The 12,748-nt window shown below is 52.8% G+C and carries 18 protein-coding genes; 8 read left to right on the forward strand and 10 right to left on the reverse strand.

Annotated elements, in window-relative coordinates; translation table 11 throughout:
* Position 1: 1 nt before the first annotated feature.
* Positions 2–418, reverse strand: coding sequence for a YhbY family RNA-binding protein (locus TON_RS05635; RefSeq protein WP_012572064.1), 417 nt, complete (start codon positions 416–418; stop codon positions 2–4).
* Positions 419–604: 186 nt separating this feature from the next.
* Between TON_RS05635 and TON_RS05640 the strand changes: the two genes are divergently transcribed.
* The gene (locus TON_RS05640; RefSeq protein ID WP_012572065.1) at positions 605–1,204 is read left to right on the forward strand and encodes a DUF7411 family protein; all 600 of its coding nucleotides are present in this window, start codon (positions 605–607) and stop codon (positions 1,202–1,204) included.
* An 8-nt stretch (positions 1,205–1,212) separates the two neighbouring features.
* Here TON_RS05640 and rpl18a read toward each other — a convergent pair whose 3' ends face one another.
* The 5 genes from rpl18a to TON_RS05665 all read right to left on the reverse strand — a co-directional run bounded on the left by rpl18a (position 1,213) and on the right by TON_RS05665 (position 4,431).
* Positions 1,213–1,446, reverse strand: coding sequence for a 50S ribosomal protein L18Ae (gene rpl18a / locus TON_RS05645; protein WP_012572066.1), 234 nt, complete (start codon positions 1,444–1,446; stop codon positions 1,213–1,215).
* Between the two features lie 13 nt (positions 1,447–1,459).
* On the reverse strand, positions 1,460–2,146 hold the full coding sequence (locus TON_RS05650; protein WP_012572067.1) for a translation initiation factor IF-6: 687 nt from the start codon (positions 2,144–2,146) through the stop codon (positions 1,460–1,462).
* 34 nt (positions 2,147–2,180) lie between these two features.
* Positions 2,181–2,456, reverse strand: coding sequence for a 50S ribosomal protein L31e (locus TON_RS05655; RefSeq protein ID WP_012572068.1), 276 nt, complete (start codon positions 2,454–2,456; stop codon positions 2,181–2,183).
* Between the two features lie 10 nt (positions 2,457–2,466).
* Complete coding sequence (locus tag TON_RS05660) at positions 2,467–2,622, reverse strand: 50S ribosomal protein L39e (RefSeq protein WP_012572069.1); 156 nt, start codon at positions 2,620–2,622, stop codon at positions 2,467–2,469.
* A 120-nt stretch (positions 2,623–2,742) separates the two neighbouring features.
* Positions 2,743–4,431, reverse strand: a complete 1,689-nt coding sequence (locus tag TON_RS05665; RefSeq protein ID WP_012572070.1) for an acyl-CoA mutase large subunit family protein — start codon at positions 4,429–4,431, stop codon at positions 2,743–2,745.
* 145 nt (positions 4,432–4,576) lie between these two features.
* Here TON_RS05665 and TON_RS05670 point away from each other — a divergent pair, with 145 nt between their 5' ends.
* The 5 genes from TON_RS05670 to TON_RS05690 all read left to right on the forward strand — a co-directional run bounded on the left by TON_RS05670 (position 4,577) and on the right by TON_RS05690 (position 9,632).
* Positions 4,577–5,434, forward strand: a complete 858-nt coding sequence (locus TON_RS05670) for an MBL fold metallo-hydrolase (RefSeq protein ID WP_012572071.1) — start codon at positions 4,577–4,579, stop codon at positions 5,432–5,434.
* A gap of 40 nt (positions 5,435–5,474) precedes the next feature.
* Entirely contained in the window at positions 5,475–5,960 is a 486-nt protein-coding gene (locus TON_RS05675; RefSeq protein ID WP_012572072.1) for a mechanosensitive ion channel family protein, read from the forward strand.
* 99 nt (positions 5,961–6,059) lie between these two features.
* Entirely contained in the window at positions 6,060–6,551 is a 492-nt protein-coding gene (locus TON_RS05680; protein ID WP_012572073.1) for an Hsp20/alpha crystallin family protein, read from the forward strand.
* A gap of 93 nt (positions 6,552–6,644) precedes the next feature.
* The gene (locus tag TON_RS05685; RefSeq protein WP_012572074.1) at positions 6,645–9,038 is read left to right on the forward strand and encodes a CDC48 family AAA ATPase; all 2,394 of its coding nucleotides are present in this window, start codon (positions 6,645–6,647) and stop codon (positions 9,036–9,038) included.
* Positions 9,039–9,128: 90 nt separating this feature from the next.
* Positions 9,129–9,632, forward strand: coding sequence for a hypothetical protein (locus TON_RS05690; protein WP_012572075.1), 504 nt, complete (start codon positions 9,129–9,131; stop codon positions 9,630–9,632).
* Between the two features lie 213 nt (positions 9,633–9,845).
* Here TON_RS05690 and TON_RS10455 read toward each other — a convergent pair whose 3' ends face one another.
* Together TON_RS10455 and TON_RS10460 are read right to left on the reverse strand one after the other, a co-directional pair.
* On the reverse strand, positions 9,846–9,995 hold the full coding sequence (locus TON_RS10455) for a hypothetical protein (RefSeq protein ID WP_012572077.1): 150 nt from the start codon (positions 9,993–9,995) through the stop codon (positions 9,846–9,848).
* Positions 9,996–10,188: 193 nt separating this feature from the next.
* Positions 10,189–10,338: a hypothetical protein gene (locus TON_RS10460; protein WP_167729689.1), complete on the reverse strand. Its 150-nt coding sequence runs from the start codon at positions 10,336–10,338 to the stop codon at positions 10,189–10,191.
* Positions 10,339–10,402: 64 nt separating this feature from the next.
* Here TON_RS10460 and TON_RS05695 point away from each other — a divergent pair, with 64 nt between their 5' ends.
* On the forward strand, positions 10,403–10,849 hold the full coding sequence (locus TON_RS05695) for a M67 family metallopeptidase (RefSeq protein WP_012572079.1): 447 nt from the start codon (positions 10,403–10,405) through the stop codon (positions 10,847–10,849).
* Between the two features lie 42 nt (positions 10,850–10,891).
* Here the strand turns inward: TON_RS05695 and TON_RS05700 are convergent, their stop codons facing one another.
* Complete coding sequence (locus TON_RS05700; protein ID WP_012572080.1) at positions 10,892–11,626, reverse strand: molybdopterin-guanine dinucleotide biosynthesis protein MobB; 735 nt, start codon at positions 11,624–11,626, stop codon at positions 10,892–10,894.
* A 9-nt stretch (positions 11,627–11,635) separates the two neighbouring features.
* The gene (locus tag TON_RS05705; RefSeq protein WP_012572081.1) at positions 11,636–11,851 is read right to left on the reverse strand and encodes an LSm family protein; all 216 of its coding nucleotides are present in this window, start codon (positions 11,849–11,851) and stop codon (positions 11,636–11,638) included.
* Between the two features lie 62 nt (positions 11,852–11,913).
* Here TON_RS05705 and TON_RS05710 point away from each other — a divergent pair, with 62 nt between their 5' ends.
* Complete coding sequence (locus TON_RS05710; protein ID WP_012572082.1) at positions 11,914–12,741, forward strand: hypothetical protein; 828 nt, start codon at positions 11,914–11,916, stop codon at positions 12,739–12,741.
* The last annotated feature ends 7 nt before the right edge of the window (positions 12,742–12,748 follow it).

A 12,748-nucleotide genomic window follows, 5' to 3' on the forward strand; every position in this document is an offset into this window, starting at 1 on the left:
TTCAATCCCTCCCCTTCTTGAATTTCCTCCTGAATTGAGCGATGTCGAGCTTGACTTTCTTAACGGGCTTCTCTTCCCGCCTTTCCTTCGAAAGCTCCTTTCTCTGGAGCTTCCTTAAATACTTTTCCCACCCCTCTCTCGGCTTGAACAATATAAACCTTTTGCCCCTGACTTCGATGAGTTCGCTGTCGGTGAGCTCGGCCACCTTCTCTGCCAGCTCCCTTCTTTCCATGCCCGTGCTGATGAGAGCACCCTTCCTGATCTCGACCTTGAGTATGCCGTCCTTCTCGAGCTGGGTGTTAATCTCACTTATAACGCTCTCATCGAGCCCTCTCTTGCCTATCCAGGCTCTTGGCTCGATGTCGTAATATTTAGCACGAATGGCTCGCCTCACTTTTCCGGGTAAGCGTTTCTCCATCTCTCTCACCTCTAAGGCCTCTCGCCGTAGGCTGAAGGCTTTATAAAAGTTTGGCTTTTAAAGGTTGCCTAGCAAACTTCGCCTTCGCAAAGTTGCTCGGTAGAGATTCATCAAAGTTTGTACGTCCCTAATTAAACCCCAAGACCTTTAAATCTCCCCTCATAGTGGGAAGCATGAGGTGAAACAATGAAAGTCTACCACCTCTACTCCGGCGGGAAGGATTCTAGCTTAGCTGCATGGATTCTAACGAGACTCGGCTACGAGGTGAGACTTGTAACGGTGAGTTTCGGCCTGCTCGACAACTGGAGATACGCAAGGGAAGCCGCCCAAACCCTCGGCTTCGAGCATGAGGTTCTTTATCTGCCGAGGGGAGTGCTTGAGAAAGCGGCGGAGATGGCAATTAAGGATGGTCATCCCAACAATGCCATCCAATTCATCCACGAAAAAGCTCTGGAAGCTATAGCCTCCATGCCTGAAGTCGAGAGAGTGAGCGACGGTACAAGGAGAGACGATAGAGTTCCGTTCCTCGACCTCCCAAAGGCCCGCTCGCTGGAGGACAGGTTTGGCGTCGCATACATAAGACCGCTCCTCGGTCTCGGCTACAAGACGATAAGAGAGCTTACGGAGGGGCTGTTTGTCGTTGAAATCAGGGAGAGCGAAGAACTTCAGAAGGCGGACTACGAGGTGGAGCTGAGACATATGCTCCGCGAGAAGGGGATCGACCCCCTGGAGATATTTCCAAAAAGGCACTACCAGTCAAGGGTTCTCGGCTGGAGGGAGAAGTAGAAAAGAAATCAGAGCTCGAGGCTGAGCTTCCTGACGATGGGGTCTTCAGCCTCTTCCGGCTTTATCTCTTCGATGCTCTCGATCCATATCTTGGTTCTCGGAACCCTGTGCTTGCTACCTATCTCAGAGTAAACGAGCTCCTTGACGTGCTCCTGCTTGAGAGCCCTGTATTCCTTGGTGAACGGCTGCTTCTTTCCGAGCCTCTCAAAGACGCCCTTAACGCGGAAGACCTTAACCTCCATTCCTCACACCTCCTCAGTCAAGGAATCCTAACGCCTCTTCAATCTTCACAATCTCGGGTCCAGTGGTGAGGTGTCCGACAACGACACCGTGAGAGTTCGCCAGCATGCACGAGCCGACGAAGGGAACGCCCATATTGGCGGTTCCGACGTATATATCAACCTTGAAAAGGTCGCGGAGCCACTCAAGCTCCTCATCGGTGGCCTCTGGGTGAACGAGGCCGCCCCTGTTGGTGACAACACCCACACTGCCAACCGCGTGATAGTCGCCTATCATTCCCCTCTCGACCTCAACGCCGAGTATGTCCTCGAGCTTCTTTGCTTCCTCGCGGGTGAACTTGACGCTTATGAGTGCTGCTTTATCGTTGGCAAGGATCAGGTTGCCGAAGGCTGTAAGCGTGCTCTGGAAAGGCTCTATCCTCATATCGATGTCGAGTTCATTGAGTTCGTTCTGGATGTGCTCGAGCTCGGCGTCCCAGATGTACCAGGGTACGACTATCGCGTTGGAATTGCCGGCGGCGAATACGCCAACTATCCTGGATTTCATTATGCTCGTCTCGATGAGCGGAACCTTGAGAACCTCGCGGAGAACCTCGAGCTTCTTCTCTCCGAGGCCCTCTCTGATAAGGGCTACCCTATCCGTAGCGGTACCGTAAACACCGAGGTACGGCGAATTCTCAAAATCGAGCTTTTCGATGTGCATCTCGTCACCTCGTGGGAATTAAAAGGAAAGGAATTCAGTCGGCAAGGTTGACGTAAGCAACCCTCTTGCCGTCCTGCTCCTCGACCTTGACCTTAACGCGGAGCTTGTTGGGCGGCTTCTCAGTTCCCCTCTCCCAGAGCTTCTCGTTGACGGCCGGGTCGATGATGACCTCCTCGGCCTTGGCGTGCCTCGCTATCCACTCGCGGACGAAGCGAGCCGCTCTAGGGGCTCTCTTCCAGCGTGGAACCCTCTTCTTAACCTTCCTAATCGGAACGGTGAATATAACCTCGTCTCCCGGCTTAATCGGCATCTATATCACCTCACTCCTTAAGCTTGGTCCTTCTCCACATCCTTCTCTTCGGGTGTGTCATGACCTTCCTGTTGGTCTTAACGATGACCCAGACCGGAACACGCCTGTTCTGCTTCGCAGCCTTGGCAAGTCTGAGCTTCTTTGCAAGCGGCTTGTTTCTCGCCATTCACAATCCCTCCCGAGGTTATCGTGATGTCTAACGTTGCTTGACCTATCCTTTTTTAAGCTTTTTCGTGGGGTTTTAAGGTTTTCTAAAGGGAAGGATGAGAAAAAGGAAAGACGAAAATCAGAATATCAGCGGCGCTCTGTACTCGCCCCAGACCTCACGGAGGACGTCAGTGACCTCTCCAAGGGTCGCGAGGTGCCTGTGGGCCTCGATAATGTAGGGAATGAGGTTCTCGTCTTCCTTCTCGGCGGCGTTCCTGAGCTTATCGAGGGCCTCCTCGACCTTCTTGTTATCCCTCTCACTCCTGAGCTTCTTGAGCCTCTCGATTTGCTTCTCCCTGATGCTCGGGTCGACCTTGAGTATCTCGACATCAAGCGGCTCGTCGACGATGAACTCGTTGACACCGACGATGATGCGCTTTTTCTCCTCGACCTCCTTCTGGAACTTGTAGGCGCTCTCTGCTATCTCCTTCTGGATGTAGCCCCTCTCGATGGCCCTCATCATGCCGCCCATCTTCTGAATCTTCTCGATGTACTTGAGGGCCTCCTCGTAGATGTGGTCGGTGAGCCATTCGATGTAGTAGGCTCCGCCGAGCGGGTCTATCGTATCAACAACGCCGCTCTCGTAGGCGATAATCTGCTGGGTTCTGAGGGCTATCCTAACGCTCTTCTCCGTCGGAAGGCTCAGAGCTTCATCGTAGGAGTTGGTGTGCAGGGACTGAGTTCCACCAAGAACCGCTGCCAGGGCCTGAATCGCAACTCTAACAATGTTGTTCTCGGGCTGCTGGGCGGTTAAGGTTGAACCTGCCGTCTGGGTATGGAAGCGCAGGAGCATCGACTTCGGGTTCTTGGCGTTGAACCACTCCTTCATTATGTAGGCCCAGAGCCTTCTGGCAGCTCTGAATTTGGCTATCTCCTCGAGGAAGTTGTTGTGGGCGTTGAAGAAGAAGCTCAGCCTTCCGGCGAACTTATCAACGTCCATTCCACGCTCAATGACAGCCTTAACATACTCAATACCGTCGGCGAGGGTGAAGGCGACCTCCTGGACGGCGTTCGCTCCAGCCTCCCTTATGTGGTAGCCGCTTATCGAAATCGGGTTCCACTTCGGCACGTGCTCAGCGCAGTACATGATGATATCGGTGGTGAGCCTCATGCTCGGTTGAGGCGGGAAGATATAGGTACCGCGAGCGATGTACTCCTTGAGGATGTCGTTCTGGACGGTTCCGCGGAGCTGTTCGGGCTTAACGCCCTGCTCCTCGGCAACGAGGATGTACATGGCAAGAAGGTTGGCAGCGGTCGAGTTGATGGTCATCGATGTTGAGACCTTATCGAGCGGGATTCCATCGAAGAGTATGCGCATATCCCAGAGAGAATCGATGGCAACACCGACCTTTCCGACCTCACCCTCGCTCATCGGGTGGTCGGAGTCATATCCTATCTGAGTGGGCAGATCAAAGGCGACGCTCAAACCCGTCTGTCCCTGGCCGAGGAGATACTTGTAGCGCTTGTTGCTCTCCTCCGCCGTTCCAAAACCTGCGTACTGCCTCATCGTCCAGAAACGGCCGCGGTACATGGTTCCGTAAACGCCCCTCGTGAACGGATACTGCCCAGGGAAGCCAAGCTTCTCAAGGTAGTCCCAGTCCTCTCCGAGATCGGCGGGGGTGTAAACGCGCTTTATCTCAAAGCCATCATCCGTCATGAACTTTTCCTTTCTTTCCGGCCTCTTCGCTATGAGAGGCTTGACAACTTTCTCCTCCCATTCCTCCTCAGCCTGCTTAATGGCTTTGAGTTTCTCCTTATCGAAAGTCATGCCTATCACCTGCCCATATTTGGGCGAGCGACTATAAAAAGCTTTTACATAACGAAAGGTCAAACTTGATGTTGGATATATTGTCCAGCCATGCGCTGAGAATGCACCGTAAAAGATTTCTGAACCGTCACCGCAGTTCAGTATAATGCTGATACACAACCTCGGTCTTGACAGCTCCGCCAAGATAGCATTCCAGAGCCACGCCCATGCCGACCATTTTGTTAGCGGCGAGGTTATCTTCGCCACCAAAGCGACAAAGTTCCTCAGCCACCTCAGGAAGGGCGGCTTCTACCGCGAGGTCGAGTTTGGAGAGACCTTCTACCTCGGCGAGTACAAAGCCAGGCTCTATCCAGCGGGCCATATGCTCGGCTCCGCCGGGATAAAGCTCTGGCTGGACACGGGAACGGTTTTCTATACCGGCGACACCAAGTGGTTCAAGCTGAGAACTGCCGAAAAGAGCCACTTTCCGAGAGCCGATGTTCTCATAATCGAAGCTACCTTCGGGATCCCCTCGTTCACGTTCCCATCCCCGCGAGAGGCCGAGAAAAAGCTGGTGGCCTTCGTGGAGGAGGCCTTAGACAGGGGAAAGAGGCCGACCCTCTACGTCAACCAGATGGGGAAAGCCCAGGAAGTCATGAAGATACTCGACGTTCATGGCTATACTGTGAAAGTCTCTAGGGAGATGCTGAAGGTTGCTCGGATTTACGCGAAGTTCGGGATCGAGTTTCGCAACATCGAAAGAGATGGCGATATTGTGCTTCGCTCCTATCGCTCGCCAAGGGTTGAGAACTCTCTTTCACCGTGGGAGCTTACTGTTTCGGGCTTTGGGAGGCTGAAGCTGAGCAATCATGCGGATTTCTGGGAGCTGATGAAAATAGTAGAGAGAGTAAAGCCCGAGAGAATTTTCACAGTTTATGGTTTCGCCGGAGAGTTCGCCCGTATACTGAGGGGTCTGGGTTACGAGGCGGAGGCCCTCGAGCCTAACTCTGTTCTGGAGCTCTAACCTTAAAAGGCGCAGGGACAACCTAAAGTAGGGAAATCCCATGGAACTCGAAAAGCTGATTTATGCAATCCTCATAATCGTGGTTGGCTCTCTAATCTCAAAGATCATAGGAATTAGCATAAGGAAATCCACGAACAGGTTTAATATCCACGGCCTCATCCTCGACTTCCTTGAGGACTTTGTCGTCGTTGTAGGAGTCATGTTCTCGATCTTCACAGCTTTGAGTTACTTGGGCTACCAGATAGAGGGCCTGACGATAAGCGTGACGGCCTTCATCGGCATCCTCATGGGCTTTGGGTTGCATGACATGCTGAACAACATAGCCGCAGGTGCTTGGATATCGGCAGTGAGGCCCTTCGAGATAGGTGACTATGTGAACCTAAAGGGCTACAAGGGTGTCGTTAAGGAGATAAACGCCACGAACATTGTTCTAATCGGGGACGACGGAGAGACCGTCACCATCCCCACTAAACTCGTCTGGAACGCGCCCATTGTGAGGTTCAAGGAAAAGAAAACCAAAGAGTGAAGCAGGTTTTAGTCACCGATGCACACTAAAAGACACAAAACTTTATAAACTCCTCTTTTTTAGTTACTACTGGTAACCAAAAGATGGGGGGTGGTGCCGGTGGTCTGGAGGAGGGACCGCCCTTACTGGGACCCATTCGACATAATGAGAGAGATCCAGGAGGAGATTGACGCAATATTCAGGGACTTCATGCGCGGGCCAAGGCTCTGGGGCCACCGCGAGGGGCCAGCGTACGAAGAGTTTACCAGCGAGGTCTGGAGGGAGCCCTTCGTTGATATCTTCGACAGGGGTGACGAGTTCGTCATCACCGCTGAGCTTCCAGGAGTCAGAAAGGAGGACATCAAGGTCAGGGTCACCGAAGATGCGGTTTACATCGAGGCCCAGGTCAGGCGCGAGAAGGAGCTTGAGCGCGAGGGAGCCATAAAGATCGAGCGCTACTACAGCGGCTACAGGAGAATCATCAGGCTCCCAGAGGAAGTCATCCCAGAGAAGACCAAGGCCAAGTACAACAACGGCGTCCTTGAAATCAGGATTCCGAAGAAGCACCCGACCAAGAAGGAAGGAGATGGCTTCGAGGTTAAGATTGAGTGACGCTTTCGTTTTTTTGTTAATCTTTGGCCAGAATTTGGCTAAAATCAGTCTAATCAAGATCATCGGTCATGAAAAGTTTGGAGGTGGTAAATAATGACCGAAAAGAGGGAAGTTAAGCTGAAGGTCGCGTCTGCATACCAGCGCGACGTTGGAAGAGGGATAGTTAGGATAGACAGGAAAGCCATGCGCGAGATTGGCGTCCAGCCGGGTGATATCATCGAGATCATCGGAACCAAGAACACCGCCGCGGTCGTTTGGCCAGCTTACCCAGAGGACGAGGGACTTTCCATCATCAGAATGGATGGAACCATCAGGAAGAACGCTGGAGTTGGACTTGGCGACGAGGTTACGGTCAGAAAGGCAGAGGTCAAGGAAGCCAAGAAGGCCATAGTTGCCCCGACCGAGCCGATACGCTTTGGACACGACTTCGTTGAGTGGCTCCACAGCAGGCTTGTCGGCAGGCCAGTCGTTAGGGGAGACTACATCAAGGTAGGTATACTCGGTCAGGAGCTCACCTTCGTCGTCACCGCGACTACTCCAGCCGGTATAGTCCAGATAACCGAGTTCACCGACTTCACCGTCAGCGAGAAGCCCGTCAAGGAGGTCAGCAAGACGGCAGCACTCGGCGTCACCTACGAGGACATAGGCGGCCTCAAGGACGTCATCCAGAAGGTCAGGGAGATGATAGAGCTCCCGCTCAAGCACCCAGAGATATTCGAGAAGCTCGGCATCGAGCCGCCGAAGGGTGTGCTCCTTTACGGTCCGCCTGGAACTGGAAAGACGCTCCTCGCTAAGGCCGTCGCCAACGAGGCCAACGCCCACTTCATAGCCATCAACGGACCGGAGATAATGAGCAAGTACTACGGCGAGAGCGAAGAGAGGCTCAGAGAGGTATTCAAGGAGGCAGAGGAGAACGCTCCAGCAATAATCTTCATAGACGAGATTGACGCAATTGCTCCCAAGAGGGAAGAGACCCACGGCGAAGTCGAGAAGAGAGTCGTCAGCCAGCTCCTGACCCTGATGGATGGCCTCAAGAGCCGCGGAAAGGTCATAGTCATTGCCGCCACCAACAGGCCCGATGCGATAGATCCGGCCCTCAGAAGGCCAGGAAGGTTCGACCGTGAGCTTGAGGTCGGAGTCCCCGACAAGCAGGGCAGGAAAGAGATACTCCAGATACACACCAGAGGGATGCCAATCGAGCCAGAGTTCAGGGTCAGCAAGGTCAAGAAGATACTCGAAAACCTTCGTGGCGACGAGCGCTTCAGGGATGTCATCGACAGGGCCATCGAGAAGGTGGAAAGGGCCAAGACCGAGGAGGAAGTCAAGGAGATACTCAGGGAGCTCGATGAGAGGCTCTACGATGAGGTCAAGGTCAAGCTCATCGACGACCTGCTGGAGGAGCTGGCCGAGAAGACCCACGGCTTCGTTGGAGCTGATCTGGCAGCGCTGGCAAGAGAGGCAGCGATGGCCGCTCTGAGGAGGCTCATCAAGGAGGGCAAGATAGACTTCGAGGCTGAGCACATACCGAAGGAGGTCTTGGAGGAGCTCAAGGTCACCAAGAGGGACTTCTACGAGGCCCTCAAGATGGTCGAGCCGTCAGCGCTCAGGGAGGTGCTCCTCGAAGTCCCGAACGTCCGCTGGGACGACATCGGTGGCCTTGAAGATGTTAAGCAGGAACTCAAAGAGGCTGTCGAGTGGCCGCTCAAGTACCCGGAGGCCTTCCTCGGACTGGGCATAACCCCACCGAAGGGAATACTCCTCTACGGTCCGCCGGGAACCGGTAAGACGCTATTAGCCAAGGCAGTGGCCACGGAGAGCGAAGCCAACTTCATCGCCATCAGAGGTCCAGAGGTGCTCAGCAAGTGGGTCGGTGAAAGTGAGAAGAACATCCGCGAGATATTCCGCAAGGCCAGGCAGGCTGCCCCGACGGTGATATTCATCGACGAGATAGACGCAATAGCCCCACGCCGCGGCACTGACGTGAACAGGGTCACCGACAGGCTCATCAATCAGCTGCTCACCGAGATGGACGGCATAGCCGAGAACAGCGGTGTGGTTGTCATTGCTGCAACCAACAGGCCAGACATCATAGATCCAGCCCTGCTTAGGCCAGGAAGGTTCGACAGGCTGATACTCGTACCAGCGCCAGACGAGAAGGCCAGACTGGAGATATTCAAGGTGCACACCAGGAACGTACCGCTCGCAGAGGACATCAGCCTCGAAGAGCTCGCCAGGAGAACGGAGGGTTACACCGGAGCTGACATAGCGGCAGTGGTCAGGGAGGCTGCCATGCTCGCCATGAGGAAGGCCCTCCAGGAGGGAGTCATCAAGCCTGGAATGAAGGCCGACGAGATAAAGCAGAAGGTCAAGGTTACAATGGCCGACTTCGAGGAGGCACTGGAGAAGATAGGCCCGAGCGTGAGCAAGGAGACCATGGAGTACTACAAGAAAATCCAGGAGCAGTTCAAGCGCTCACGCGGTGCGTGAGCCAGTGAACAATAGTTCACACGGGGCAAGGGGCCGATGCCCCAGCCTCTAACCTTTTAACCTTTTGAAACCATCTTTTCTGGGGATGCTATGAAAGTAGTAAGGAAGCTCCAGGGAGCCTATGGGCTAACTCTGATTCTTATGATGTACCTCTACCCCCTCACTATAGTGGGCCTGCTCCTTCTTAGGGGAGCGCTCGACAAGCTCGGCAGAAAAGAGCTAGGCCGCGCAGTTAGGCTTTCGGTAGTCGCCTTCCTACTCTCGGTGCCGCTCTACGTGGCAAAGATATTCCTCGGCATATCTGGCTGGGCGAAAGTGCTTGGGATAACCCCGATTGAAACGAGCCCGCTCGTTTACAACGGCGTTCACGTGGTCTTCCTGTTCCTGCAGGCGCTCTCGCTCTATTACCTCCACAAGACCCTCGACGTGCTTGCAGAGATGACCGAACAGACGATACTGAGAACCGCTGGACTGATTTTGATACTCGCAATCCCGATGCACTTCGTCAGCATCAAAGTCTACTTTGCCGCGACGCTAACTGGACTGGTGCTCATTCTGTTCGGGTTAGAAAATTCTAAGGAAGTAGTTGCATGATATACCGCGTGCTGTTGAGCATACCCAAAAGTTGGTCTCCAAATACGGGAATGAGGTGAGGAGGACCATAGGTTACGGCATAGCGAGGGGCGAGCATTACGAAGGCGACGTCGCCCTTATAGCGCGCCCGCCCGAAGGGACGGCCAAAAGGTAGCTAACAAGCCTAAAGAGCTGCCAATCAACGTTAATGTGATAGAAATCGGAGGGGAGAGACTAAGCTATCATCTCGACTTCGAAGTCTACGGCCTTAAACTCTCCCATCTTCTCCCTTGCAATCTTCTCGGCCTTTTCGATGCTGTTAACTGCAACGACGAGCTCCTCTGGAAGAGTGTTTTCGCGATAGTAGACTATTCTTGCCAGCATGAAGTCACCCCCAATATATCACCGTGAGTGATAGAAAATTTCGACCTTTTTAAAAACATTACTGCACAATTGAGTACGTCAATGAATGGAAAACCACAGCCGAAAGTGGGCATTGATGCCCATTACTTACAAGAGACCCAAATGTGGGCATCATCGTGGAGGAAGAGTAAGAGGAAAGAAAACCACGCAGAATTCACTCAAGCTTCTCGAGCTCGAAAACCCTCGCGTCCTTTCGCTTCAGTTCCCTGACCGCGACCATTCTGGCCTCGTCAGCTGTTTCGGCGTGGAAGATTATAGTTTCACCATGGTTTTCCCCGCCGTGCAGAGTGAGGGCCCATTTCATTTTACCACCGCAAAATCCTGTCATTCGTCCAAAATTTATAAGCTTAACGGGCATATTCTCGAACATGAAGTTGACGATTCGACAAGAGGATTTAAACCGGATTATCAAGGCGGCGAAGAAATCAGGGATCGAGATATGTGGTTTCCTTTTTGGCAGAAAAAACTGTGAAAGCGCTATCGTCAAGGATATTCGCTTCATAACTAACCGCATCGGCTCCCCAACGGCGTTTGAGATGGAACCCCTTGAGATGGTGCAAGCTATAGATGAGGCAGAAAAAAGGGGACTTGAAGTCGTTGGCATCTTCCACTCCCACTTGAAGTGCCCACCGAGGCCGAGTGGGCATGATCTGCCGGGTATGAGGCTCTGGCCAGTGGTGTGGCTGATAGTTGATGATAATGGAAACTACAGAGCTTTTGTGCTTGAAGGAGAGAAAGTTCGGGAAGTTCCTGTTGAAATCGTGAGTAGCATTACGGACCAATGGCAAAGAGGGCCAAAAAAGGGAGAATGTTGAGGGAAAAGGTTGAAAGTGTTGGATTTAGGGACTTCGAAAGACTCAATCATCCCTTATGATTATTTCTATCTTCCTCCCACCCCTGTAACCCTTCATTGCCGAGAGCATGCCCTTAATCGTCTTCTCGACGAGCTCCTGTACCCAGTCCTTCATCGGAAGAACCTGGCCGTCTATCTTAACAGTGACCTTTGGCTTTGAGCTGAGAACCACACAGTCATTGAGCGTTTTCTCGCCTTTGACAATCATCTTCGCCATCTCAGCGCACTTGAAGCCACACATGTGACAGTCTATGTTGGGCAGCATGAAGGCGCGCTTTTCCACGAGGTCGGCGAGCCTCTCGGGCTCGGTGAGGGCGTTTATAACCGGCAATCCCTCAACCTCGTCAATCCCACTTTCGGCTATGATCCCACTCACCGCTATCGCTAGACCGTTGTTGAGCTCGAGGACGTCCTTGGAGTCTCTCGCGCAGATGACCCTGGGCAAGTGTTGCACCGATTTAAAGCCCTCCAGCAGAAGAAAATCGGCGTTGACCATCGAAAAGAGGGCATTTATGTCCTTGGCCCTGAAGAGGAGCGCATCAGTGTCGTGGGCCTTCACGATGACAGCGTCGGCAATCTTTGAGAAGCGCCAAGTGTCGCTGTTCTCTCTGTCGAAGTCTGCATGCATGCTCTTGGCTATCGCAACTCTGTAACCGCGCTCTTTCAGAACCCTCGCGACTGCTTCAAGGGTCGCCGTTTTCCCGCTCTTTTTATAGCCAACGAATGCTACGGCCTTCATATCATCACCTCACAGGAGCATTATCCAGTTAAGGTCATCGATTTTAACTATCAGAGCCTTGGCCTTGTTTCCAGCTATGTCCACAACGTCCCTCAGGAGGATAACCTCCTCGTCAAAGTCTTCGATTATTCCTGTGAAGGAGTGCTCGCTGCTTACGGCTAAGGCCACTCTTTTGCCCTTCCACGTTTCAAGAGTCTTGTCGAGGAGATACTGCTTCTCGCTCATATCCTCACCTCCAGAAACCAAAAACCTATAAGGCTTTTAATCGTTTCCCGTTCGGTGATAGAATGAGATTCGTCACGAAGAACGAAGCAGTCAAAAGATCGCTACTTGAAGACCTCAAGAGAGAAGGTATCAAGTTTGAACTTCATGAGAGGCTGAGCTACGAGAGCTTCGTGGGTTATCTTCTCGAGGGGACACTTGAAGAGATAGGTGCTCAGATAGACGTCATGGAAGGAGCCGACAAGGAGGCGCTCAAAGAGGGTTTTCTGTCATTCAAGGAGAGTCTGAACCACATCTTGGAGCACATAAAGGTTGGCGAAAAATTCGAGACGCTCATCCAGGAGGGTCCGTGGGTCGTTGAAATCCTCGACCAGCTCACAAGAAACGAGGCGATAGAGTACAGCGATGGGATAATAAAGCTCAAAGAGGGCGTTGATATCACAAAGCTCAGGTTTGAGTTTAAGTTCCCCTTCAACCTCGTTCACAACCCGGAGAGCACCGAAAAAATCGCCAAGCAGTTCGCCTTCACTGATCTAACCATGGAGTACGAGTTCGAGATCCTCGAGCTCGACATACGCAAGATAAACACCCTTGGAAAGCTCGCCGCCAGGTACTTCCCCGAGGACTACCTCCTAAAGGTCTACTTCGGGCTCATCGGCAGGGCTATCCTCGCAGGGGAAATCCTCAAGACCCTCGGAAACGAGAAGGTTCCCGAGGAGGATCTGGTGAAGGGTTTCGTGAGGGTTTCACCAATGGCTATACCCACTGAGAAGGGAACCCTCGTGATAAACTATTCGCCGAAGGCTCTGGAAGAAATCCTTCGCCTTCTGAAGAAGCTCGGTTACCTGGAGATAAAGGCAGGAAAAGTGAAGAAGCTGAGGGATCTCGTTTGAGTCCCTC

The sequence above is a fragment of the Thermococcus onnurineus NA1 genome (genome assembly GCF_000018365.1).
GTDB classification, from domain to species: Archaea; Methanobacteriota_B; Thermococci; order Thermococcales; family Thermococcaceae; genus Thermococcus; species Thermococcus onnurineus.

Bases quoted from the DNA above. Each gene is read 5' to 3' on its own strand.
- TON_RS05635 (WP_012572064.1), bottom strand. From the start codon at position 418: ATGGAGAAACGCTTACCCGGAAAAGTGAGGCGAGCCATTCGTGCTAAA.
- TON_RS05640 (WP_012572065.1), top strand. From the start codon at position 605: ATGAAAGTCTACCACCTCTACTCCGGCGGGAAGGATTCTAGCTTAGCT.
- rpl18a (WP_012572066.1), bottom strand. From the start codon at position 1,446: ATGGAGGTTAAGGTCTTCCGCGTTAAGGGCGTCTTTGAGAGGCTCGGA.
- TON_RS05650 (WP_012572067.1), bottom strand. From the start codon at position 2,146: ATGCACATCGAAAAGCTCGATTTTGAGAATTCGCCGTACCTCGGTGTT.
- TON_RS05655 (WP_012572068.1), bottom strand. From the start codon at position 2,456: ATGCCGATTAAGCCGGGAGACGAGGTTATATTCACCGTTCCGATTAGG.
- TON_RS05660 (WP_012572069.1), bottom strand. From the start codon at position 2,622: ATGGCGAGAAACAAGCCGCTTGCAAAGAAGCTCAGACTTGCCAAGGCT.
- TON_RS05665 (WP_012572070.1), bottom strand. From the start codon at position 4,431: ATGACTTTCGATAAGGAGAAACTCAAAGCCATTAAGCAGGCTGAGGAG.
- TON_RS05670 (WP_012572071.1), top strand. From the start codon at position 4,577: ATGCTGATACACAACCTCGGTCTTGACAGCTCCGCCAAGATAGCATTC.
- TON_RS05675 (WP_012572072.1), top strand. From the start codon at position 5,475: ATGGAACTCGAAAAGCTGATTTATGCAATCCTCATAATCGTGGTTGGC.
- TON_RS05685 (WP_012572074.1), top strand. From the start codon at position 6,645: ATGACCGAAAAGAGGGAAGTTAAGCTGAAGGTCGCGTCTGCATACCAG.
- TON_RS05690 (WP_012572075.1), top strand. From the start codon at position 9,129: ATGAAAGTAGTAAGGAAGCTCCAGGGAGCCTATGGGCTAACTCTGATT.
- TON_RS10455 (WP_012572077.1), bottom strand. From the start codon at position 9,995: ATGCTGGCAAGAATAGTCTACTATCGCGAAAACACTCTTCCAGAGGAG.
- TON_RS10460 (WP_167729689.1), bottom strand. From the start codon at position 10,338: ATGAAATGGGCCCTCACTCTGCACGGCGGGGAAAACCATGGTGAAACT.
- TON_RS05695 (WP_012572079.1), top strand. From the start codon at position 10,403: ATGAAGTTGACGATTCGACAAGAGGATTTAAACCGGATTATCAAGGCG.
- TON_RS05700 (WP_012572080.1), bottom strand. From the start codon at position 11,626: ATGAAGGCCGTAGCATTCGTTGGCTATAAAAAGAGCGGGAAAACGGCG.
- TON_RS05705 (WP_012572081.1), bottom strand. From the start codon at position 11,851: ATGAGCGAGAAGCAGTATCTCCTCGACAAGACTCTTGAAACGTGGAAG.
- TON_RS05710 (WP_012572082.1), top strand. From the start codon at position 11,914: ATGAGATTCGTCACGAAGAACGAAGCAGTCAAAAGATCGCTACTTGAA.